Here is a 21,820-nt window from a genome sequence, read left to right on the forward strand (position 1 = left end):
GTTCAATTAGCCGGGCAGCTGCTCAGCACAGGTCCGGATTACAGGTTTTCAGATTCACTTGACCTTGCGAATCATCATGATGAAGACGGTTCCCACCAGCAGGCAGGCGATGGCGACAGGGAAAATCATCCTGTAGCCGCCGAAGAGGCCAATGACCAAAGTAGTGCAACCGGGGGCGATCACTTGGCCGATTGTGTTGGCCAGGTTGAGAATTCCCAGGTCCTTGCCGGCCTCCTTGGCGTTCGGCAGCACATCGACGTTCAGCGCCTGGTCGACCGACATATAGCAGCCGTTGCCGATTCCAGCCAGAGCGGCATAGAAATACATGCCCGTGGCGGTTGGCATCAAGAAGGGGAAGAGCATGCCGACGGCGAGAATCAGGCAGCTGATGGCCACCATCATCTTCCTCCTGTGCAGGAAGTCCGAGAGCGGGCCCGAGACCACGGAGGCCAGGATCGTGGTCACCACCGAGATCAAGGCCATGATCTTGAGTGCGGATGCGGCCTGGGCATCGCTCAGATTGCAGTACTTCTGCAGTATGTAAAGCTGGTAGCCCTGAATCATGAAGCAGCCGACGACGAAAGTGAACCTGCCCAGAAGCGCCAGGTAGAAGTCGCGACAATTCTTAGTGGGCGGTATGAAGGATCGGCCGACATCTGCCCAGGTTCGTTCCACGACCGTGTTGGCAGCCGACTTCTCCCGGGGCCAGATCAGCACGGTGAGAATACCAGAGAAGAGGAAGATGATCATGGCCACTACCAGGCCGGTATGGATGTTGGCTATGAACGAGCTGCCGATGATGGTTCCCAACTGCTGGCCGATGACCTGGCTGGCTCCATACAGCGCCGAATAGGTCCCCCTGGTCGACTCGGGAATCCTGTCGGAAAGGACCGCCACAGCCGGGGCTATCAGGCAGTTGATGCCCATCTGGACAATGCACCAGCCGAAGATGATCATGACGAGTGTATGGGACTGGATAACCAGCAGGAAGCCAAGGGCGCCAATGATGCCGCCCAACACGATCCAAGGAGTACGTTTGCCGACTCGGAACCTGGACATGTCTGAGAGAGCACCAAAAACAACGTTGGCCACGAGGGCGAACACACAGCCGATCGAATTCATTGTCCCCAGAGCCGCTTCAGCGCTGACGCCATGCAGGGAATTGAAAATCTGAGGCAGGAGAACCCCGGACCCCATGGTAAAGGGCGCAGCCCAGAGCAAGGAAACCAGAACGAACCCAATGGCAAAGCGGAGCTTCTCCGTGGTCGTAAGCCTCCTGCCCGTATCCGGGGCAAAGCTCGCATCCACGCTCTGGCCCACCACAGCGCCTTGCTGCTCATCTGCAGAGGCCATGGCTTTGATGTCTTCCCTGACGCGAGCAGTGACCCCCTCAGCTGAGTCTCCCCTTCGATCATTATTTTCGTTCACCATCGTTACCGCTCCTTCGTGTGCAACCCTGCAGTCAGTGGCTCATCATTGAGCCCCACCAATCTCCCCCCTTCCATGACGGGTGATCATTTAGAACTTATTATCGGAGCAAACAAGTCGACATGTGGGCTACAATCACAGAATTTTTTCAATTGCTGAGACAACCGAGTCCACATTTCGGCGGAATTCCAAGGATTCCGGCAGAAGAGACAGGGCTAAGTATCCGTTGCCTGGCATGTCGAAGAAGTATCCTGGCTGTCCAGTCAACCCATAGGACCTAATCAGGCGAAGAATCAGTTCCTCTTCGTCAATGACCTGGGGAAAGCGCAGCAGAACATTCCAGCCGCCCTCAGGCCTGAGTAGAGATACGCAGGAATCCTTGTGGCCCAATGCCTGTCTAAGGATGTCAAGGTTGCCTCTGACACGCTCCCCTACTCGACTGGTCTGAGCGGGAATATCAGACAGCATGGCCTTCATATCTCTGGTAATCAGAAGGCTCATGGGCAGGTAATCATCGGCTATCAGATCAAGATGGCGCTTGGCAGCAGCAACCTGGTCCGACGGCCCGGAAACCTGGATCCAGCCCACTTTGGCATGGGGAGCTGCCAGGTTCTTCGAGAACCCATCCAGAGCGAAGGTCAGCACCCGATCCTCTCCTGCCAGCCGCGCACGGCCCGGCAGAGGGTCCAGAGGATAGTCGAAGAAGACCTCGTCCGCTATGATGGCCACCCCCTGCCGCTGGCAGAGCTCCATCAGCGACCGGCGTTCTTCCGGATGAACGTAGGAGCCAGTGGGGTTGTTGGGATTGATAAGGACCAGAGCGCGGATACGGTCACCTTCAGGTCCTTCCAAGGCCTGTCTGACCGCGGCCAGGTCAAGCACCCAGGACCCGTCGTAGGACAGGCGGTACGGAATTGTCCGAACGCATTCCAGACCGGCGATGGATTCAATCAAAGGGTAACCAGGCCTGGGCTCCAGAATGGCATCACCTGGGTCGCAGAGAAGCTTCATCAGCCAGGAATACGCCTGGGATGTGGAAGAGAGCAGGTAGAGGTCATCAGGATTAACCGCTGCATCATGATTGTTTTCGTTCAAGCCCCGATGCCTGGTCAGAAACTCAGCCAGAGCCTGGCGGGCCGCAAGAGGTCCTCTCGGTTCAGCCTCATAGACTTGGGGCAGGAATGACGGAGCCAGTCCGAAGCGAGTGGGATTCGAGTCGTTCAGCTTGTCCAGCCTGAGACCACAGGCTCGCGCCTCTGACTCGGCCAAGGCAATACGATTAGGGCGGTCAGACCCGGTTCGGTGAGAAAAATGCATGATTCTCCAGCTCCTCATCCGATTCACCAGCCGCCCGAACGCCACATGCGGGATGGTCGCAGAAAAAGCCGCGCTTCACCCCAGATGCTTTTGCCGAAGGTCGGCCAGATAGGCGGCGCCGACGATGCCAGCCTGGTTGCGCAGCTTGGCAGCCACAATAGGAGTCTTGATGTCGACATGAGGCAGGAACTTCTCGCTCATCCGGCTGACCCCGCCGCCAACGACGAAGAAATCAGGATTGAAGTAGTGCTCAAGCAGGCGGTAGTACTTGGTCAGGCGATTGGCCCACTTCTTGTAGCTCAGCTTCTTGCGGTCACGCACCGAAGAGGCTGCGTATTTCTCGGCCTCCTTGCCGTCCAGCATCAAGTGGCCCAGCTCGCTGTTGGGAATCAGAACGCCATTGTAGATCAGAGCCGAGCCGATGCCGGTGCCCAGCGTAGTGGCGATGACCAGGCCCTTCTGCCCCTTGGCCGCTCCATACTGCACCTCGGCAAGACCAGCTGCATCCGCGTCGTTGACTACGCTGACAGGCCTGCCACAGGCCTTGGAAAGGACCTCCTGAACATTGGTGCCGACCCAGGCCTGATCCAGGTTGGCCATGAAATCGAGCGGCTTGTCAGGCTTGACAGGAGCCGGAAAGGCGATGCCCACGGGCACATCTGAAGCAACTTCGAAACGGTCCAATAGCTCCTTGACGACAACCCCCACAGCCTCTGGCGTGGAGTGCTCCGGAGTCAGAATCTTCTTGCGAGGCTCTGCAAAATCTCCGATCGTCAGGTCAACAGGGGCAGCCTTAATGCCGGATCCGCCAATATCCACTCCGAAAGCCTGCGCTGTTTCAATCATTACTGCTCCTTAGCTGATCAAAGATGAGGGTCCGAACCGGCACGGTAGCGATTGTACCCCAAGGCATGCCTCTGCAACCCTTAGGAGCGGCATAAGTCAGGCCCGAGGGTGGGCCGTTCCTCAGCCTTGCGATACGCGCTATCGCCTCCCTACGCAAACTGCAGGAAGAAGAATTGAGTGGGATAATGAAGTTATGCCTGAACATACACAGCTTATTGATGCAGTCAACGTACGCATCACCACCAGAGAGTACGACCCCAAGCCCATCGATCCGGACCTGGCCAGGCAGCTGGACAGCACCTTGAATGCGCTGAATACGCTGAGCGGTCTGGACATACAGCTGATCCGGGGCAAACCTGACGCCTTCGCAGCTGACAACGCCTCAGGGCATCTGGCCAATGCGGCAAATTACTTGGCTCTGGTCGGCCCCAAGGACAGCAAGGAGAGTCTGGAAAAAGCCGGCTTTTACGGAGAACGCATGGTTCTCGCCGGCACCCTCTACGGGTTGGGGACAGGATGGGTATCGGGCAGCTGGGATCGTCAGGCAGCTGAGCGCCACTGCCGGATTACGCCCAGCCAGTCGCTCTATCTGGTAGTTACCATCGGCTATCCAGCCGACCAGGTCGGCTACGGCAACCAGGACTTCGCCACACTTTGCCAACGTCAGTGCGAGCATCGAACATCCAAGAGCTACGAGGAACTGACCTCAGCCATGAACGCACAAGACCGTCAGGATGCACCGGAATGGTTCAAAGCCGGCGTTGCAGCCGCCGCCAAGGCACCCTCGGCCATGAATGGACAACCAATCCTTTTCGCCTATGACAAGGACTCAGGTGATGCGATCGCCACTCTGGATCCCTCGATCGTCTATGGCTCCGCAGTCGATCTGGGCATAGCCAAAATGAACTTCCAGATCGGGGCCGGAGGCGGCGCTTGGACCTGGGGCGATGGAGGCCGCTTCATCAGGTCCTAACCATGGTTGCACCATGGTGACCCGGCAAGAGGGCCGTGTAGGGTGATGAACTATGAACAATGGAGCATCATCAACGCAATCTGCCTGCGAACCCAGCACCGAAGCAGGTTCGACAACCCTTTATCTGACCCGGCATGGCAGAACTACGGCCAATGTCATGCATCTCATGCAGGGCTGGTCCGATTTCCCTCTGACCAGGCAGGGCCGTGAGGATGTGCGCCAGTTCGGCCGGGGCCTGCGGTCCATTCGTTTCCGTGCGGCCTGGAGCGGCAATCTGAACCGCCAATATGAAACAGCGCGCCTGGCCCTTGACATATCCGGCAATGGGGACCTGCGCGTAGGCGTGGACCCGGATCTGCGCGAGGACAATTTCGGCAGTTTTGAGGGCCGGGACGAACGCACCACCCTGGACCAAGTCTGCGCCGCCATGGGATTCAAGGACTTTGCTGCAGCCAAGGCAACCTACGGCAGGAATATCCCTATCCATATGCAGGACGCCTTCCATCGGCTGGATGCCCAGGACGTCCTGTCTGCAGGACTGGAAGAACAGGATCGGGCCGAGACCACGGCCCAGGTCCGCAGCAGAATGATCAGCGCACTGACACGCATCGCCCAGTCTGCCATCGAAGAGGGCGGCGGGCCTGTCCTGGTAGTCTCCTCTGGCATGTGCCTGCAACAGTTCCTGGTGGCCATCGACGACCACTGCCCCATTCCTGACATGGACAACACCGCCGTAACCAAGGTCGTTTATGGGAATGACGGCTTTCGCCTGGCGGGACCGGTAAGCTCCATGGAGTACTTCCGGACAGGGAGTCAGAAAAAGTAGCAGAAGACATTTCAGCCGCGCTGCACTGCTCCGGCTGGCCAGCCCTTGAGGGGCTCTGCGGGCTTCCAGTCGGGAACGTGCATTATCCGGCGCCAATCCATCCCTCATTTCAAGGTTGAGCGTCTTCTCCCCGTCGGCGAGCGAGCGTATCTGGAAACCATGAGATCGTCGTAATACTTGCGAACCAGGTCATCGGCTGCATGCAAAGAGCTGGTGGACAGTATGCTTCCGATCCATTCCAAGTCCTCCGCTTGGGATCCGTCACCGTCACAGCGTCCTCATCGCTGGTTTGCCTGGCCAAGGCCGGATGCGCAGCTTCATTTGCAGGCAGCAGATGGTTTTGCATCCTTGCCGCGCTCCAGCCTCATTTGCAGCATTGTGAACCTTCGACAACCATAATATTTGTACAGGCTGCAGCAGTTGCATGGAAGGCGGTTTTATTTCCTTCCTGGATGTCGTGGAAATGCTCCGGCGGCGAGAGGGAATTGACCATTCCAAGGACCGCAGCTATATTGAAATCGTCAGTTTCAGGGAAGGTGAAAGTCCTTACTGGCGGTATCCGGCTGAATGCCGGGAGCCCGCGACCCGCGCAAGCGGTGGATATCGGTCAAAGTCCGAAGCCAACGGTTACAGTCCGGATGGAAGAAACGAGGCCCTCTATGAGCATGCCCAATTCTCATTCGCACACCACTGCAAACAAGGACACGCGCTTCAACGATGTCCACTCCACAGGGGCAGGCGGTTCAGGACGCTGGTCGACCAAGCGGATTGCGGTCTACGCGCTCTTCGTAGCCCTGGCCATGGTTCTGAGCTTCTTTTCCTTCCCGATCTTTCCTGCCGCCCCTTGGCTCAAATACGACCCCTCAGGCATCGTCGTCCTGGTATGCGGCTTCGCCTTCGGTCCAGCGGCAGCCGCCATCATCTCCGTACTGGGGTTCGTCCCTCACCTGTTCACCAACCCCTTCGGCGCTCTGATCTCGATGATCGTAGCCCTGGCCCTGAGCGTGCCGGCAGCATTGGTCTACCGCAGGATACATAGCCGTAAGGGAGCAGTCATCGGAATCGTCTCCGGCGCCATTCTGGGCGTGATCGCAGCCATCCTGTGCAACGTGGTGATCACCCCCTTCTACGCGCACATGTCAATGGCAAAAGTGGTCGCCATGATCGTGCCGACCCTGCTCCCCTTCAACCTGATGAAGTTCGCCATCCACGGCGTGGTCACCTTCCTGATCTACAAGCCCATCTCCAGGCTGATCAACAAGTAGGCTACGGAGGTTCGGAACGTCATGGCAGCATCCATGACCCAATCCGCAGTCCCGGATTCGGCGGATTCGACGGCAATGGTCGCCCGTCTCAGCCATGTCTCCTTCTCTTATGACGGAGGACGGACCTGGGCCTTGGACAATCTGTCCATGGAGGTGCATGCTGGCGAGCATCTGTGCATATTGGGAGCGAATGGTTCCGGCAAATCCACGCTGGGAAGCATCCTCTCGGGTGCGACGGCACCCGACCGCGGCCAGGTTGAGCTTATGGGCCGGGCAGTCTGCTCCGACACCCCGGATCAGGGCCGACAGGTCGATGCTGAGGCTTATCGGCAAGTGCGGCGAAGCATCGGCATGGTCTTTCAGAATCCCGAAGACCAGATCGTGACCACGGTTGTCCAGGACGACGTGGCTTTTGGACCCGAAAATCTGGGCCTGCCCCGCCAGAGGATGCTCTCCTGCGTGCCAGCAGCCCTGAAGCAGGTGGATCTGCAGACGCGGATGAATGATGATCCCACCCGCATGTCAGGCGGACAGCAGCAACGCCTGGCCCTGGCCGGCAGCCTGGCCATGAATCCGAGCATGATGGTGCTGGACGAACCTGGCGCCATGCTTGATGCAGCTGGCCGACAAGAGATCCAATCAATCCTCTGCCGGCTTACGGCCCAAGGGACAGCCGTCGTCCACATCACCCATCTGCTTGAGCAGGCCAGGCAGGCCGATCGGGTTCTGGTGCTTGACCATGGGCACATCCTGGCCTTCGGAAGACCAGATGAAATCCTGAACAGACAGGACCTGCCCGCCCTTGTTGACGACATCTCATTGGCAAGACGCAGTCAACCGGACCGAAATTCGTTAACCCAAAGCAGAGCTTCAAAAACGGATGCAAAGACCACGGTCGACAACCACACCATTTCCATGGTCAAATTCTCGGATGTCTCTTACCGCTTTCCTGATGCTGGCAGAAAAACTCTCAACCAAGTGAATCTGGAGCTGGCGTCAGGACAGACTCTGGCCATCATCGGGCGCAATGGATCCGGCAAGTCCACCCTGGCCAGGCTCATCTGCGCCCTGGCTGTTCCTGACAGCGGTTCCATCCAGGTGGCCGGCCTGCCTCTGGCAGGACCCGACCGACCCAAGGCCAAGCATCAGCGGCGTCAGAATCTGAGGCTTCTTCGTCAAAGGGTCGGCTATGTCATGCAATATCCCGAGCATCAGCTTTTTGCGGATACTGTTGCCCAAGACATTGCCTATGGTCCGCGCAACCTAGGCTACGAGCCCCAACAGGTGCAACAGCGGGTGGATGAAACCATGAAACTTCTGGGCATCGCTGATCTAGCCGACCGCTCCCCCTTCGATCTCTCAGGAGGCCAGCGGCGTCTAGTGGCCATCGCCGGAGTCGTGGCCTGCAGCCCGCAACTGCTGGTTTTGGACGAGGTCACTGCAAGTCTCGACCCCCAGGCCCGCGCGCGCATCATGACACTGCTTCGAGTGCTCCATCAGCGCGGAGTCACTATCGTCATGAGCACCCACGCCGATCGCGAAGCCTTGAACCTAGCCGACCAGACCCTGCTCCTGGAGCATGGAGAAACGCTGGCCTATGGGTCTACTGCTGATGTAGTGGAGCGCTACCACCAACTGCTGGCAACAGACGGAACAGTGAAGGAAGCGACAGGGAAGGAGACGCCCAGGAAAGAAGCAGGTCGCACTCAGACCGACAACAAACCTGTCTCCCTGCTGGCAAGACTGGACCCGCGAGCCAAACTGGTAACCTTCCTTCTGGCGATGTTCACCGCCTTCGCCATCTCCACGCCGACACAACTTGTTCTGGCGCTGGTAGTCACGGTGGGCCTCTTCGCCGCCGCTCGGGCCCCCCTGCGTTCCATGATGAACTCGGTCAAGGGCTTTCTAGTCCTCATGCTTCTGCTGGCCCTGTTCAATCTTTTAGTCACTCAGACCGGCCGCAGACTAGCTGTCTGGGGGCCATTCGTGCTGACCACCGGCGGCATCTGGGTAGCTGTACTCTATGCCTGCCGCTTCATGCTGATCATCTTTCTGGGGGCGCTCCTGGTTGAGACCACCACTCCGACTCAGATGGCTGATGCCTGTGAATCCCTGCTGAGCCCACTGTCCAGGCTGGGCATACACACTAATGAGATTGCACTGGTGCTCTCACTGGCTCTGCGCTTCATCCCGACCCTGAGGCGTGAGATTCAGGCCATTGCGGAAGCACAGGCCGCCCGTGGCGGATCCATCGAGTCTGGATCACTCTCGCAACGCCTGCATGCGGCCACAGCCATTACGGTCCCTGTCTTTGCTGGAGCTTTGCGCCACGCTGATAACCTGAGCCGAGCCTTGGATGCCCGATGCTATGAGGGCAGCCGTCAACAACGAACCCACTACCGCCTGCTGCAATTGGGCAGGATGGACATCCTGTTCATCGCTCTCATGTCCCTCTATCTGCTGGCCCTGCTGCTGCATCCCCTGTTCTGAGAGGTCCGGTTGGGTCAAGCACTGAGACCAGTTATCATCAATATCATCCAAGACTCTTCCACGCCGATTCCAAGTACTGCGCTACGCAAATGCCTGAATCATCGACTACTTGACTGAACAAGTGCAATGAATGCTGAGTTGGGAACGCCAGGTTCAGTCGCTGTCAGTGTCATCACTGCCATATGTCTGGCATAGGAAAATGGCCGAGTCTCTCGGCGGACTCGTGGGGCAAAAACAAATATCAAGATCACGATGTCAATGGACACCACTAATTCCTGGCGATCTCTCAGGGACGACACTGCAGAGATCAACACAAATTCTCGGCAGCACAAAGTACGAGGGGCTGGAACACAGCTCATGTGCTCCAGCCCCTCATCAGCCAACCATGTCAGGCATTACCGACAGGGCACCTACCGTATCTCAGTCGCTGTCGGCCGGACTCTGACCGGGCTGCTCAGACCCTTGGCCATCCTGGCTCTGGCTGTCGACCTCGCCTACTGATGGAAGGTCAGCTTCGGAAGAATCCACTGTGACACCGACCAGTTCAGGCTTCTGCTCCTGTTCATCGGCAGAGCTGGCCGCATGCCTAGGTCCCTCAAAGGGCTTGCCCGTGAAAGTAAACTCGCCTAGGATGCCCTCGCCTTCGGCGTCGACCTGGATCGATTCGTTATCCGTGAGGTCGCCCATGAGGATCTTCTCGGAGACGGCATCCTCGATGTCCCGCTGAATGACGCGGCGCAAAGGCCGAGCGCCCAGGAGCGGATCGAAGCCCTTCTCAGCCAGCAGATCCTTGGCCTTGTCGGTCAGATCCAAGGACATATGGCGCTCGAAGAGACGATCGTTAAGCTGAGCGATGTCCAAGTCGACGATCTGACGAACCTGCGGCTCAGTCAGCTGCTGGAAAACGATGATGTCATCCAAACGGTTCAGGAACTCAGGCCTGAACTGCTGCTTGAGCTCGCTGGTCACCTGGTCCTTCATCCGCTGGTAGGAGGTCTCGGTGTTGCCGCTCACATTGAAGCCGGTATTGGCCGCCTTGGCGATGTCGCGGGTTCCCAGATTCGTGGTCAGGATGATGATGGTGTTTTTGAAGTCCACCGTACGACCCTGCCCATCGGTCAGATGACCGTCGTCCAGCACCTGCAGAAGGGTGTTGAAGATGTCCGGGTGAGCCTTCTCGATCTCATCGAAGAGCACCACGGAGAATGGCTTGCGTCTGACCTTCTCCGTCAGCTCGCCACCCTCTTCGTATCCTACGTACCCTGGAGGGGCGCCGAAGAGACGAGAGGTGGAGTACTTCTCCGAAAACTCGGACATATCCACCCGGATCAGGGCATCCTCGTCGTCAAAGAGGAACTGAGCCAGAGCCTTGGCCAGCTCTGTCTTGCCAACGCCAGTGGGGCCAGCGAAGATGAAGGAACCTGCGGGACGCTTGGGATCCTTGAGGCCCACACGGGTACGGCGGATGGAACGAGACAGGGCGGAAACAGCCTCATCCTGGCCGATGATCCGCTTGTGCAGCTCCTTCTCCATGCCCAGGAGCTTCTTGGACTCGGCCTGAGTCAGCTTGAAGACCGGAATGCCTGTGGTCGAGGAAACCACTTCAGCGATCACGTCCTCGTCGACAACCATCTTGACGTCGGACTCGCCCTCGTGCCAGGCCTTCTCCTTCTCCTTGCGCTCGGCTTCCAGCTTCTCCTGGCTGTCACGCAGCTGAGCGGCCTTCTCGAAGTCCTGGTCCTTGATGGCCTGGTCCTTCTGGGCGGAGATGCGATCCACCTTGGCATCCAGCTCCTTGAGCTCCGGCGGCGCGGTCAGACGCTTGATGCGCAGGCGCGCACCGGCCTCATCGATCAGGTCGATGGCCTTGTCAGGCAGGTTTCTGTCCTGAATGTAGCGGGCAGAGAGCTCAGCGGCCGACTGCAAGGCCTTGTCGGTGATAGTCACATGGTGATGATGCTCATAGCGTCCGCGCAGACCCTTAAGAATCTCGATAGTCTGGGCAATGGTGGGCTCGGAGACCTGAATGGGCTGGAAGCGCCGCTCCAGAGCCGCATCCTTCTCAATGTACTTGCGGTACTCGTCGGTAGTGGTCGCTCCGATGGTCTGCAGCTCGCCACGGGCCAGCAACGGCTTGAGCATGTCAGAGGCGCCCAAGGCACCGTCGGCTGACCCAGCCCCGACAATGGTGTGAATCTCATCGATGAAGAGAATGATGTCGCCCCGGGTCTTGATCTCCTTGAGGACCTTTTTCAGACGCTCCTCGAAGTCGCCCCGGTAGCGGGAACCAGCCACCATGGAGCCCAGATCCAGCGAGTAGACCTGCTTGCCTTTGAGCGTCTCAGGCACATCGCCTTCATGGATCTTCTGCGCCAGACCCTCCACCACGGCGGTCTTGCCTACGCCAGGCTCGCCGATCAGCACTGGGTTATTCTTAGTCCTCCTGGACAGGACGACCATGACCCGCTCAATCTCGTTAGCGCGGCCGATGACCGGGTCCAGCTTGCCTTCAGCGGCTTCCTGAGTCAGATTCCTGCCGAACTGGTCCAGGATGGCCGAACCAGTCTGTCCGCTCTTGTTGGAAACGCTGCCTGCATTGGCCAGATCGCCCTTGCCGGCATCGCCGCCTTCATGGTTGCCGCGAATCATATCAATCGTGGCGGTCCGCAGATCGCTGAGATCCACGCCCATCTTGATCAGCACCTGGGTTCCGACACCCTCACCCTCGCGGATGAGGCCGAGGAGGATGTGCTCGGTGCCAATATATGAGTGGCCCAATTGAAGAGCCTCGCGCAGCGACAGCTCCAGGACCTGACGAGCATGCGGCGTAAATGGGATATGCCCATTGGGAACCGCGTTGCCCTTACCGATCATCTCCTCAACCTGTTTACGAGTGGCATCCAGCTCTACGCCCTTGGAGGCCAGGGCCTTGGCGGCAACACCGTCACCCTCCCTGATCAGGCCCAGGAGGAGGTGCTCGGTGCCGATGTAATTGTGCTGCAGGGTGCGGGCCTCTTCCTGCGCCAGCACAATCACCCGCCGCGCACGGTCGGTAAACCGTTCGAACATACTTGTCCTTCCCTTTGATCCGTAATTCACTCTACAGATTTACGGTGACGTTTATTCTCGGCCCGCCGGTGATTGCGCTCTGAACGCAACAAGGCCTTGGAATCATTCCTCTGAGCCGTCTTCTGACTGGATCCGCTCCATGAGTTCCACCTCAGGACGCTCATCGCGAGGCTGCTGTCTGACCACATCAATATGAAGATCGTCATAAGCCGGCTGCGACTGGACCCAGAGATGGGTTTCCTCCTGGGGCTCGATCTCGGAATGCTCGCCGCAGCCGTGATCCAGGGAAACCACGCGCCCGTCATCCGGGCTCCAACGATTGGCGCACACGCCGAACATGGTCCCCAGATCGCCTGCCAGGGGGATCATGAAGCCGCAGGTCTCGCAGGCCTTGCCCTTGGCTGTCCTGGTCGACAGGGACTTGGGACCGTGCTGACCCTCGTACCAGCGCTTGGCGGTGGCGGTCCTGGCCTCGACGGTCATCAGATGCCGACGACTCAGGGCGAAACGGTCAACAGCCTCATCCAGGTCGACGGAAGAGGTCTTCATATCTGCAGAAGCCTGATCCTTCGAATCCTGCTCATGCAATTCTTCCTCCTGACCTGAAGGTTTGACCAGGTGGAAGACCGCGCCATCGGTCTCCTGCTCAGTCCCGTCACCAAGGACCGAATCTGATTCGTTCAGGCCTTCCTCATTATCTTCAGGAGTCTGAGGCCTAGCCTGCACAGGCTTGCATCCCGCTGTCAGTCTGGGGTCGTCAGGATTCGTTCCCATGGCATCGGTCACGCTCAGGTCCGAGGGCAGCAGACGATCCTTCCAGGGAACCCATGCCGGTGGCTGCAGGGCCGCATCGGTGGGGACCAGCGAGGATTCATCCACAGTCCAGGTATCGGCATCCTGGTCATGGTAGAGGGTAACCGACCACTGCCAGCCCTCGTAGCCCTTGATGGCTGAGGCGAACCGGTAGTCCCAGACTCCATCCTCGATCAGGGTGCGGCCGACCAGTTGTCCGACCTCATCACTGTCGGCAGCCACGCTCAGAGCCACTTGTCTGGCCAGTTCCTCAGGATCCAGGTCCTCTTGAACCATCTATCACACCTTCATCATCAGTGGGACCGGATCAGGCCGATCCACGTCGGATTCTTCTCGCTGTCACTCAGTCCGGCACGTCAAAGTCATCAGCCACAGCCCTCAGCAGGGTAGCCAGCTTGGCAGATTCAGCCCGACCCGGATAGTGGTGCCGACGCAGGCCATTGCCCGCCGAATCCAGCAGCTTGATCAGATCCTCCACAATGGCGGCCATATCATCCGGATCAGGTCGCTTGGCACGCAGAATGGAGGGGGTCGGTCCCACCAGTTTCAGATCCAGGGCCTGCGGGCCCTTTCGACCCTCGGCCACCGAAAATTCAACTCGGGATCCCTTGCGTATGGTGGATACACCGGCAGGTAGGGCTGATGAGGGCATAAAGACATCCCCACCTTGTTCATCTGTGATGAACCCGAACCCGCGCTTGGCGTCGTACCACCGTACTCTCCCGCTGGGCATGTTCTGCCACTTCCTTACGTTGCTTCTTGAACAGGTATATCCGAGAACAGTTTACCTGACCGGGACGGGCAGGACGACTCATCTTGTCATAGGCGTACGGGACGGTTGGCGACAATATTGGCCTATTCCTCAACGCGCCCCTGATCATGGCTGACGCCTTGGGGTATGACGATAGTAAAGGTCAAGCCGCCCCCCGGGGTCTGCGAGGCACAGATGAATCCCTGATGGGCCTTGACAATGGACTGGACAATGGCCAGACCTAGCCCAGTGCCACCCTTCTCCCGAGCCCTGGACGGGTCGGCGGTGTAGAAGCGCTCGAAGAGCCTGGTCCTGGATTCCTCCGGGACGCCGGGCCCGTGGTCGACCACACGGATGATGGCATAGTCGGTGCCCACATGGCTGTTCTGTGCCACCTGAATCGCCTCGGTCAGGCGTGCCAGAGAGGACCCAGTGGCATCCAGCCCAGTCAGGTCCGCTGGAGCGATGGTTGCCTTGACAAGGCCCAATCCCACTTGGACCGGCGAATCAGACGGAGTGTAGCGGTGGATATTGCCCACGATGTTGGTAATCACCTGACGCAGGCGGTTGGGATCGCCAGTCACCTGCACCGAGGGCAGTGGACCCTCCTGAATATCCAGGCTGACCGCTGGACCCAGGTGCTCGCCTACCGTAATTTTCTCCTTGCTGCGTCCCTTGCGACCAGACAGTCCCTTGCTGGCCGTGACTTGCATCACCTGGGAGACAGGCTGATCCTCGGTATGCAGGCAAACTTTTCCTGTAGCCACCTGCCTGCCCAGGTCAAGCGCATGCAAGTCGTCCACCCCGTCTCGCACCAGTCCAGTCAGATCGACCGGCAGGGTCGGGTCGATCCCCCTGCCCTCATCCAAGCGCGCAAGCGAAAGCAGATCCGTAACCAGGACCGTCATCCTGGTGGAAGAGTCCTCGATGTGCTGAATGGACCTGTCGGCCCGCTCCAAAGCCCCTGGATAGTCGCGCTGCATCCTGTAGAGCTCTGCATAGCCGTGGATGGCGGCCAGAGGGGTGCGCAGCTCGTGGCTGGCATCCGAAACGAACTGCTTCATCTTCTCGGTGGTCTGACGCTGCTCATCGAAGGAATGCTCGATTCGCGCCAGCATGGCATTCAGGGATGCTGCAAGGGAACCCACCTCAGTATTCTCTGGAAAGTTGGGAATGCGTTGGGAAAGGTCACCGGCAGCTATCTTTGCAGCCGTCTTCTCGATGCGTTTGAGCGGAACAAGGGTGGACTGGATCAGCAGAACCGAAATGATTCCGCCCAGAAGAACCACCACGGCAGAGATGACCATGCAGAAAGCCGTCAGATCGTGCACGGCCTCATCCTGGTCGCTCATGGACAGGCCAATGAAAAGCACGCCGCTGATTTCGGAACCATCCAGTTCATTGCGCATCTTCCACTGCATGGCGACCACCCGCCAGGAGGCCCGGGCTCGCTTCATGGCGTCGCGATCGGGCGAAGCCTGTTGGGAGACGCGCACGTAGGCCGGTACCGTGGTCGGCTGTCCCAAGGGTATCGAACCCATGCTGCCGTCGGCTGGCAGGCGAGGGCGGGAGACGACCCCGTTGACCTGCATGGGATTCAGATCGTCCGAAATGATGTGCAGGTCGTCGTCACGGATCTGCAGGAAGTAGTCGGTAGGACCCAGACCGTTCTTGCTCAGATCCTCCTGGCGCAGGAGGGTGGCGTTGCGGATGCCCAGGTTGGCCTGGCGGATCAGCTGAGAGTCCGTGCGCTTCATCAGGTAGTCGTCGGCCATCTGGCAGATGGCTACGGAAACGCCCACCGTGCCCACGATGAGCAGGATGAGCATGCTGGCCACAAGTTTAGTGCTCAGGGGAATGGCAGCCAGCGGCGACCTAGGCATGGACCGACCACTCGGCTTACTGGAGCCTGTTGCTTTGCCGGAGTCCGAACCCATGAAGGACGTGGACCTGTCAGCCGACCTCGGGTCAGGAGCCGCAGAAGGTTCTGCCATGGGAGTCGGTTCCTTGGGGCTAGTCGCCATCGCCGCCGTCCGATGCGTTCTGCCTTGGCGCCCGAACCATGTAGCCGATGCCCCGTTTGGTCTCGATCAGCGGAGTAACCTTGCGCTCCCCGCCATGGCCGTCGCTGACGGTGATGCCATCGACCTTCTTTCGCAGGTAGGAGATGTAGGATTCCACGATGGCCGCATCGCCGCCCCAGTCATACTGCCAGACATGGTCCAGAATCTGGGCCTTGCTGAGCACGCGACCCTCATTGTCCATCAGATAGCGCAACAGCTTGTATTCGGTCGGGCTCAGGTCGATGGGTCGACCGGCCCTGGTGACATCGTGCGAATCCTCGTTGATCTCCAAATCACCCACGCGGATGATCGGGTCGTCCTCCTGGTGCTCGCGGGTCCTGCGCAGTATGGCCTTGATCCTTGCCACAACCTCCTCAAGACTGAAGGGTTTGGTCACGTAATCGTCACCGCCCACAGTGAGCCCCATGACCTTGTCCTGGGTGTCGTCCCTGGCGGTCAGGAAGAGCACCGGCGCATCGATTCCCTCCTGACGGATACGGGAAGTGACCGTAAATCCATCGATGTCAGGCAGCATGACATCCAGGACGATCAGGTCCGGCTGGATGCGTTCTATGACCTGAATGGCCTCGGAGCCGGATGCCGCCGTCTCGACTGCAAAGCCTGCGAAGTGCAGGGAAGCCACCAGAAGATCCCTGATGGACGGTTCATCGTCGACCACGACCAGTTGTGCTTGCGTCGGTTTGCTCATGTGTTCAGCTTGCCGTGTCTTTCTGAGTATTGTCTGATAGTTTGCTGACCGCCTCTGTTGGACGAGAGGTCCTCTTAACAGAGCCAGACTTGCGATGGTGAGCCCCGCTTCGGCTGCTGCGACGCCACCAGATCGCCACAGCTATGCCCAGAATGACCAGGACCACAACCGTTACTGAAAGGGCGATGATCATGACACGGTGATGCCGGTGGTTTTGATCCAAGGTCTCCACCTGGGTCATCATGGCCTTGGCTGAGCCCACCCAGTCGGGATTGCGTCCCTTGGTGACCGGCTCCAGAGCAGACTGCGAGAGCTGATCCACACTGGATTGGTCCTTGAGCCAATCCTGAGAGTTGCTGGAGACCGCCACCACCAATTTACCGTCCTGAGAGGCCACGGCCAGCATAACCGTGTCATTTGCGGGCTTCGTCGACTCAAGCACCCGGGAAGCCCAGGTCTCCGGCTTGACGCCCTGATAGAAATGCGGCAGGTAGAGCAGTCGGACCGATACTCCTGTTTGTTCTGCGGTCTCCTTGATCGCATCCTTGACGGATCCCACGTCCGAACCCAGCAGATTCTGCGGATCGGTGATTGTGTCAGTCATGGTTCCGGACCCGGTTTCAGGCTCATCGGCAAAAGCCTTGGTCGGTCCAAAAACGCAGACCATCAAAACCATCGAGAGCAGGACAGCCAGAACCCGCCTCATGGCCAAAAGACAGCCCGGGCTCGTCTTGTGGAGGGCAACTGGTTCGACCACATGGACGCACGGACGGGGCAACTGCGTGAACACTGTCATAGTGTCCACAGTAGCGGTTGACGGCATTGGACTCCCCCACCATCACCGCCATTCACGGAAAGGAAAACCATGACACGGTTCCAAGTTGATTCGGATCAGATACAGACGGCCTCCGGCGCGGTCAGCGGCTCGATAGGGGCCATCAGAGATGCCGTGGCGGGAATGTACACCAATCTGGACAATCTCCAAAGCGTCTGGCAGGGTTCGGCGGCCAGCCAATTCGCTACGGTGGCCCAGCAGTGGCGCACGTCTCAGGCCCAGATGGAACAAGCGCTTGAGGGCATCCAGGCAGCCCTGACCCAAGCTTCGGCTCTCTATGCGGACACGGAAGCCCAGGCTACCCGCCTCTTCGCCGGAGCTTGAGCATCCGGTCAATGAATGCACTCACCTTCCAGCCTGTTCGCCATTGTCGGACGGATGCCAGATCCGGAAAAACCAATGACGCACTAGCAGAAGAACACCAACAGGGGCCTGCGCACCATTGTCCGGCGCGCAGGCCCCTGTCCTTGGCGATCCACCAAATCAGCCGGAAAACCCGACCGGATCAGGGATCAGTAGCCCATATCGCCCTGAGGCTGGCCAGCAGCTGGTGCCGGAGGCTCAGGCTTGTTGGCCACGACAGCCTCGGTGGTCAGGAAGAGCCCGGCGATGGAGGCAGCGTTCTGCAGCGCGGAACGGGTCACCTTGACGGGGTCGGCCACACCGGCCTCCAGCAGGTCCTGGTACTCGTTGTTGGCGGCGTTGAATCCCTGGCCAGCAGGCAGCGAACGGACCTTGTTGATGACCACGTCACCAGAGACGCCGCTGTTCTCGGCAATCTGCTTGATGGGGGCCTCGATGGCGCGGAAGACGATGGATGCACCAGTGGACTCGTCGCCATCCAGCTTGACATCCTTCTCAGCCTTGGCTGCGGCCTGAACCAGAGCCACGCCGCCTCCTGGCAGCAGCCCCTCTTCGATGGCGGCCTTGGCGTTACGAACAGCGTCCTCGATGCGATGCTTGCGCTCCTTGGCCTCGACCTCGGTGGCTGCGCCGACCTTGATGACGGCCACACCGCCGGCCAGCTTGGCCAGCCGCTCCTGCAGCTTCTCGCGGTCGTAGTCGGAGTCGGTGTTCTCGATCTCGGTGCGGATCTGGCCCACGCGGGCGGAGACCTCGTCCTTGGAACCGCCACCGGAGACGATAGTGGTCTCGTCCTTGGAGACGATGACTTTCTTGGCGGTGCCCAGCACGCTCATGTCAATGGAGTCCAGCTTGAGACCGAGCTCATCAGAGACCACCTGTGCGCCGGTCAGGATGGCCATATCCTGCAGCATGGCCTTGCGGCGGTCGCCGAAGCCAGGAGCCTTGACGGCGCAGGAGTTGAAGGTGCCGCGAATCTTGTTGAGGATCAGGGTGGGCAGCGCCTCGCCGTCCACATCCTCAGCCACGATCAGCAACGGCTTGCCGGTCTTCATGACCAGCTCGGCAATGTGGACCACGTCCTGCTGGCTGGAAACCTTGCCCGAGGTCAGCAGAATGTAAGGATCATCCAGAACAGCAGTCTGATCGTCGTTGTTGGTGACGAAGTAGGGAGCGATGTAGCCCTTGTCGAAGCGCATGCCCTCGGTGAACTCAAGGTCAAGTCCGAAGCGGTTGTTGTCCTCAACGGTGACCACACCATCCTGGCCGACCTTGTCCAGAGCCTCGGCGATCTCATTGCCGATCTCGGGGTCGCCTGCAGAAATGGTGGCGGTGGCGGCAATCTGGTCCTTGGTCTCGACTTCCTTGGACTGGGCCACGAGCTCCTTGACGATGGCGTCAGCGGCCTTCTCGATGCCACGGCGCAGGGCGATGGGGTTGGACCCGGCGGCCACGTTCTTCAGACCCTCATGCACCAGGGCCTGGGCAAGCACAGTAGCAGTGGTGGTGCCGTCTCCCGCGACGTCGTCAGTCTTCTTGGCGACTTCCTTGACCAGCTCGGCGCCGATGCGCTCGTAAGGATCCTCCAGGTCGATCTCCTTGGCGATGGAGACGCCGTCGTTGGTGATGGTCGGTGCGCCATAGGACTTGTCCAGCACCACATTGCGACCCTTGGGGCCCAGAGTGACCTTGACCGTGTCGGCCAGCTTGTCCAGGCCGGCAAGCATGCCCTGACGAGCTTCCTCGTCGTACTCGATAATTTTTGCCATTGTTGCTTCCTCCGTCATGGCTTGAGGTTTCATGACCCACCGTCGGCGTGGAGCGGAACTCGACCGTCAGCTGTCGCGTTATCACTCCCGCACCTCGAGTGCTAATTCAGCAGATTAGCACTCGCTGAAGCCGAGTGCCAACCTGAGGAAAAAATTCGCTGCAGGCTGCATGCCATATCAGCCGCGACGGCAGACGATTCACGCCCTAAAATTCCTGGATAAGCACCAGGATATGGGCAAAGTGCCATAAAAAAGGACCCCGGAATTCCCGGGGTCCCCATGACGAATACAGAAGACGACAATCAGAGCTTGGTGACCTTGGTTGCCTGCAGACCCTTGGGGCCCTGCTCCACCTGATATTCGACCTTATCTCCCTCATCAAGGGTCTTGAATCCATCGGACTGAATAGCCGAGTAGTGCACGAACACGTCCTCGCCTCCATCGTCGGGATTGATGAATCCGTAACCCTTGCCAGCGCTGAAGAATTTCACAGTGCCTTGTGCCATAACTAACTTCCTTAACATAGGTGCCGCGTCACAACAGATACGAGACTGACCGCATCTGCCTGGTCGGCAAGGTCAGTTTAGGCCCATCGTGAGGGCAATTGCAAAACGTCGAGCCAAGATGCGGAATGTTGCACTGCCATATTTTCTTCCTCGTCCGGTCGTCGAACCTCACCGCATGAGGATGGCTTCCACCGGAGTGGCGGCCACTGAGGACTGCTCCACCTGGGCGATGCCCAACAAGCTGGCCACCTCTTGTGCGGTGGCCTTATCGGCCTCGTCACGGTAGCGCACTGTGCTTACGCCAGGCAGGGCACCCTGCGGGTTGGATGCTGTGACCGCAGTGTAACCGGCACTGGATAGAATCTGGCGCTTCTTGCCGGCATACCCGGTGATTCTCGTTCCATTGATGATTGAGACCTGCGTGCCATGGTTGACCACAGGAGCCGGACTGCTGCTGGAAGCGCTTGCTGAAGGCGGCTGGGAGGACGGTTGATCCGTCTGCTCTTGGGAGGCTTGGTCAGTAGGGGCCACGCTGCTTGATGCAGAGGAGGACGTCGACCTCTTTGGCAGATGGCTGCTGATAACTCGGGAGGCCTCAGTGTGCGTCTGCTGCCAAGGCAGGGAGCCGCTGACCGCAGCCCATACGCCCAGACCGCACAGCACGGCCAAGACAACCACCAGCAGGTAGGGCAGAACCCTGACCGACAGGGAACGAGGCCCGCGATGCACACCGACCGGCCCATTGGGAGGGTTGTCGAACACATCATGAACCTGGGGGCGCGCCTGCGTTTCATTGTCGTGCGTGCTAGCCATGAACTCTCCTCCGCTCCACCGGATCCTGAACCATTATAAGTAATGGGTCGCCGGGTCAACATTCAACTGACCGTTCGACGCCCTCCGCCAACCCTGGAATGGCCGAGGCGGCCCTGACCGGCCCATATCACCAAGCGATATAGTGACCTTATGAACAGCAGCCAGCCTATTGCCGCAACCTCCCCCGCGCCGACGAACGAAACGGTTACCAACTCTCAGACCATAGCAGGAGGCCAGGGCCGAACCCGCCGCAAACCCCTAAGCGCCCTGGTGGACCCGGGCTGGGCCCATGCTCTGGCGCCCGTCGAACCCAACATTCACCGGATGGGCGATTTCCTCAGAACCGAGTTGGCCCAGGGTCACCGCTATCTGCCGGCCAGCAAGAACATTCTTCGCGCCTTTACCATCCCCTTCGACTCCATCAAGGTCCTGATCGTAGGCCAGGATCCCTATCCGACGCCCGGCCATCCGGTAGGCCTGAGCTTCTGCGTGGACCCTGCGGTCAGCCCCATTCCCGGTTCCCTGCGCAATATCTACACCGAGCTGAGCGCCGATTTGGGCCTGCCCACGCCTTCCAACGGCGATCTGACGCCTTGGACCAGGCGAGGGGTCATGCTGCTCAACCGCTGCCTGACTGTGCGAGTGGGCAAGCCGGCCAGCCATCGGAACAAAGGCTGGGAGGAGATCACCGACGCTGCCATCCGAGCTCTGAACGACAGACGTGACCAGGAGGGCAGAATCCGGCCCTTGGTGGCCATTCTTTGGGGACGGCAAGCCCAGAGCCTAGAGCCTCTGCTGACCAACGCAGCCATCATCAAATCCCCGCACCCCAGTCCCCTATCGGCCCGGTATGGCTTCTTCGGATCCCGCCCATTCTCTAAGGCCAACCAAGCGCTGGAGGCCATGGGCGCCCAACCGGTGGACTGGTCCCTGACCTGAGTCCTGCCAGCTGAGTCGTCAGGAAATGCCGTTACCATGTCTGCT

18 protein-coding genes and 1 riboswitch are annotated in these 21,820 nt (G+C 59.2%); of the genes, 6 read left to right on the forward strand and 12 right to left on the reverse strand.

Annotation, left to right across the window (positions count from 1 at the left end; genetic code table 11):
* Positions 1-54: 54 nt before the first annotated feature.
* From DKK75_RS04915 to ppgK, 3 genes are all read right to left on the reverse strand, one after another.
* Positions 55-1,431, reverse strand: coding sequence for an MFS transporter (locus DKK75_RS04915; RefSeq protein WP_110452351.1), 1,377 nt, complete (start codon positions 1,429-1,431; stop codon positions 55-57).
* Between the two features lie 132 nt (positions 1,432-1,563).
* On the reverse strand, positions 1,564-2,745 hold the full coding sequence (locus tag DKK75_RS04920; protein ID WP_110452352.1) for a pyridoxal phosphate-dependent aminotransferase: 1,182 nt from the start codon (positions 2,743-2,745) through the stop codon (positions 1,564-1,566).
* Positions 2,746-2,820: 75 nt separating this feature from the next.
* Positions 2,821-3,591, reverse strand: a complete 771-nt coding sequence (ppgK, locus tag DKK75_RS04925; RefSeq protein ID WP_110452353.1) for a polyphosphate--glucose phosphotransferase — start codon at positions 3,589-3,591, stop codon at positions 2,821-2,823.
* A gap of 193 nt (positions 3,592-3,784) precedes the next feature.
* On the opposite strand from ppgK, the gene DKK75_RS04930 reads away from it, so the two are divergent.
* From DKK75_RS04930 to DKK75_RS04945, 4 genes are all read left to right on the forward strand, one after another.
* Positions 3,785-4,564 carry a nitroreductase family protein gene (locus tag DKK75_RS04930; protein WP_110452354.1) on the forward strand — a complete coding sequence of 260 codons (780 nt, stop codon included), beginning with the start codon at positions 3,785-3,787 and terminating at the stop codon, positions 4,562-4,564.
* 52 nt (positions 4,565-4,616) lie between these two features.
* A complete protein-coding gene (locus tag DKK75_RS04935) occupies positions 4,617-5,390 on the forward strand; it encodes a histidine phosphatase family protein (RefSeq protein WP_110452355.1) in 774 nt (257 codons plus the stop codon).
* A gap of 519 nt (positions 5,391-5,909) precedes the next feature.
* A riboswitch (FMN riboswitch) is annotated at positions 5,910-6,044 on the forward strand.
* A complete protein-coding gene (locus DKK75_RS04940) occupies positions 6,029-6,655 on the forward strand; it encodes an ECF transporter S component (protein ID WP_375315003.1) in 627 nt (208 codons plus the stop codon). It overlaps the preceding riboswitch by 16 nt.
* A 21-nt stretch (positions 6,656-6,676) precedes the next feature.
* Positions 6,677-9,145: an energy-coupling factor transporter ATPase gene (locus tag DKK75_RS04945; RefSeq protein ID WP_258333164.1), complete on the forward strand. Its 2,469-nt coding sequence runs from the start codon at positions 6,677-6,679 to the stop codon at positions 9,143-9,145.
* Between the two features lie 420 nt (positions 9,146-9,565).
* On the opposite strand, the gene DKK75_RS04950 is transcribed toward DKK75_RS04945, so the two are convergent.
* The 6 genes from DKK75_RS04950 to DKK75_RS04975 all read right to left on the reverse strand — a co-directional run bounded on the left by DKK75_RS04950 (position 9,566) and on the right by DKK75_RS04975 (position 17,154).
* Positions 9,566-12,214: an ATP-dependent Clp protease ATP-binding subunit gene (locus DKK75_RS04950; protein ID WP_110452357.1), complete on the reverse strand. Its 2,649-nt coding sequence runs from the start codon at positions 12,212-12,214 to the stop codon at positions 9,566-9,568.
* A 102-nt stretch (positions 12,215-12,316) separates the two neighbouring features.
* Entirely contained in the window at positions 12,317-13,303 is a 987-nt protein-coding gene (locus DKK75_RS04955) for a DUF3027 domain-containing protein (RefSeq protein ID WP_110452358.1), read from the reverse strand.
* Between the two features lie 67 nt (positions 13,304-13,370).
* A complete protein-coding gene (locus DKK75_RS04960; protein WP_110452359.1) occupies positions 13,371-13,760 on the reverse strand; it encodes a cold-shock protein in 390 nt (129 codons plus the stop codon).
* Between the two features lie 122 nt (positions 13,761-13,882).
* Positions 13,883-15,772 (reverse strand): sensor histidine kinase, encoded by a 1,890-nt coding sequence (locus tag DKK75_RS08340; protein WP_309146221.1) that lies wholly within the window; start codon positions 15,770-15,772, stop codon positions 13,883-13,885.
* Between the two features lie 19 nt (positions 15,773-15,791).
* The gene (locus tag DKK75_RS04970; protein ID WP_110452361.1) at positions 15,792-16,550 is read right to left on the reverse strand and encodes a response regulator transcription factor; all 759 of its coding nucleotides are present in this window, start codon (positions 16,548-16,550) and stop codon (positions 15,792-15,794) included.
* Between the two features lie 4 nt (positions 16,551-16,554).
* Positions 16,555-17,154 carry a TPM domain-containing protein gene (locus tag DKK75_RS04975; protein WP_219997316.1) on the reverse strand — a complete coding sequence of 200 codons (600 nt, stop codon included), beginning with the start codon at positions 17,152-17,154 and terminating at the stop codon, positions 16,555-16,557.
* A 261-nt stretch (positions 17,155-17,415) separates the two neighbouring features.
* On the opposite strand from DKK75_RS04975, the gene DKK75_RS04980 reads away from it, so the two are divergent.
* Positions 17,416-17,709, forward strand: coding sequence for a WXG100 family type VII secretion target (locus DKK75_RS04980; RefSeq protein ID WP_110452363.1), 294 nt, complete (start codon positions 17,416-17,418; stop codon positions 17,707-17,709).
* A 188-nt stretch (positions 17,710-17,897) separates the two neighbouring features.
* On the opposite strand, the gene groL is transcribed toward DKK75_RS04980, so the two are convergent.
* From groL to DKK75_RS04995, 3 genes are all read right to left on the reverse strand, one after another.
* Positions 17,898-19,517: a chaperonin GroEL gene (groL, locus tag DKK75_RS04985; RefSeq protein WP_110452364.1), complete on the reverse strand. Its 1,620-nt coding sequence runs from the start codon at positions 19,515-19,517 to the stop codon at positions 17,898-17,900.
* Positions 19,518-19,819: 302 nt separating this feature from the next.
* Positions 19,820-20,023, reverse strand: a complete 204-nt coding sequence (locus DKK75_RS04990) for a cold-shock protein (protein WP_015022108.1) — start codon at positions 20,021-20,023, stop codon at positions 19,820-19,822.
* A 168-nt stretch (positions 20,024-20,191) separates the two neighbouring features.
* A complete protein-coding gene (locus DKK75_RS04995; protein ID WP_110452365.1) occupies positions 20,192-20,836 on the reverse strand; it encodes a LytR C-terminal domain-containing protein in 645 nt (214 codons plus the stop codon).
* A gap of 150 nt (positions 20,837-20,986) precedes the next feature.
* On the opposite strand from DKK75_RS04995, the gene DKK75_RS05000 reads away from it, so the two are divergent.
* On the forward strand, positions 20,987-21,775 hold the full coding sequence (locus DKK75_RS05000; protein ID WP_258333165.1) for a uracil-DNA glycosylase: 789 nt from the start codon (positions 20,987-20,989) through the stop codon (positions 21,773-21,775).
* The last annotated feature ends 45 nt before the right edge of the window (positions 21,776-21,820 follow it).

The organism is Bifidobacterium asteroides, from assembly GCF_003202695.1.
GTDB classification, from domain to species: domain Bacteria; phylum Actinomycetota; class Actinomycetes; order Actinomycetales; family Bifidobacteriaceae; genus Bombiscardovia; species Bombiscardovia asteroides_G.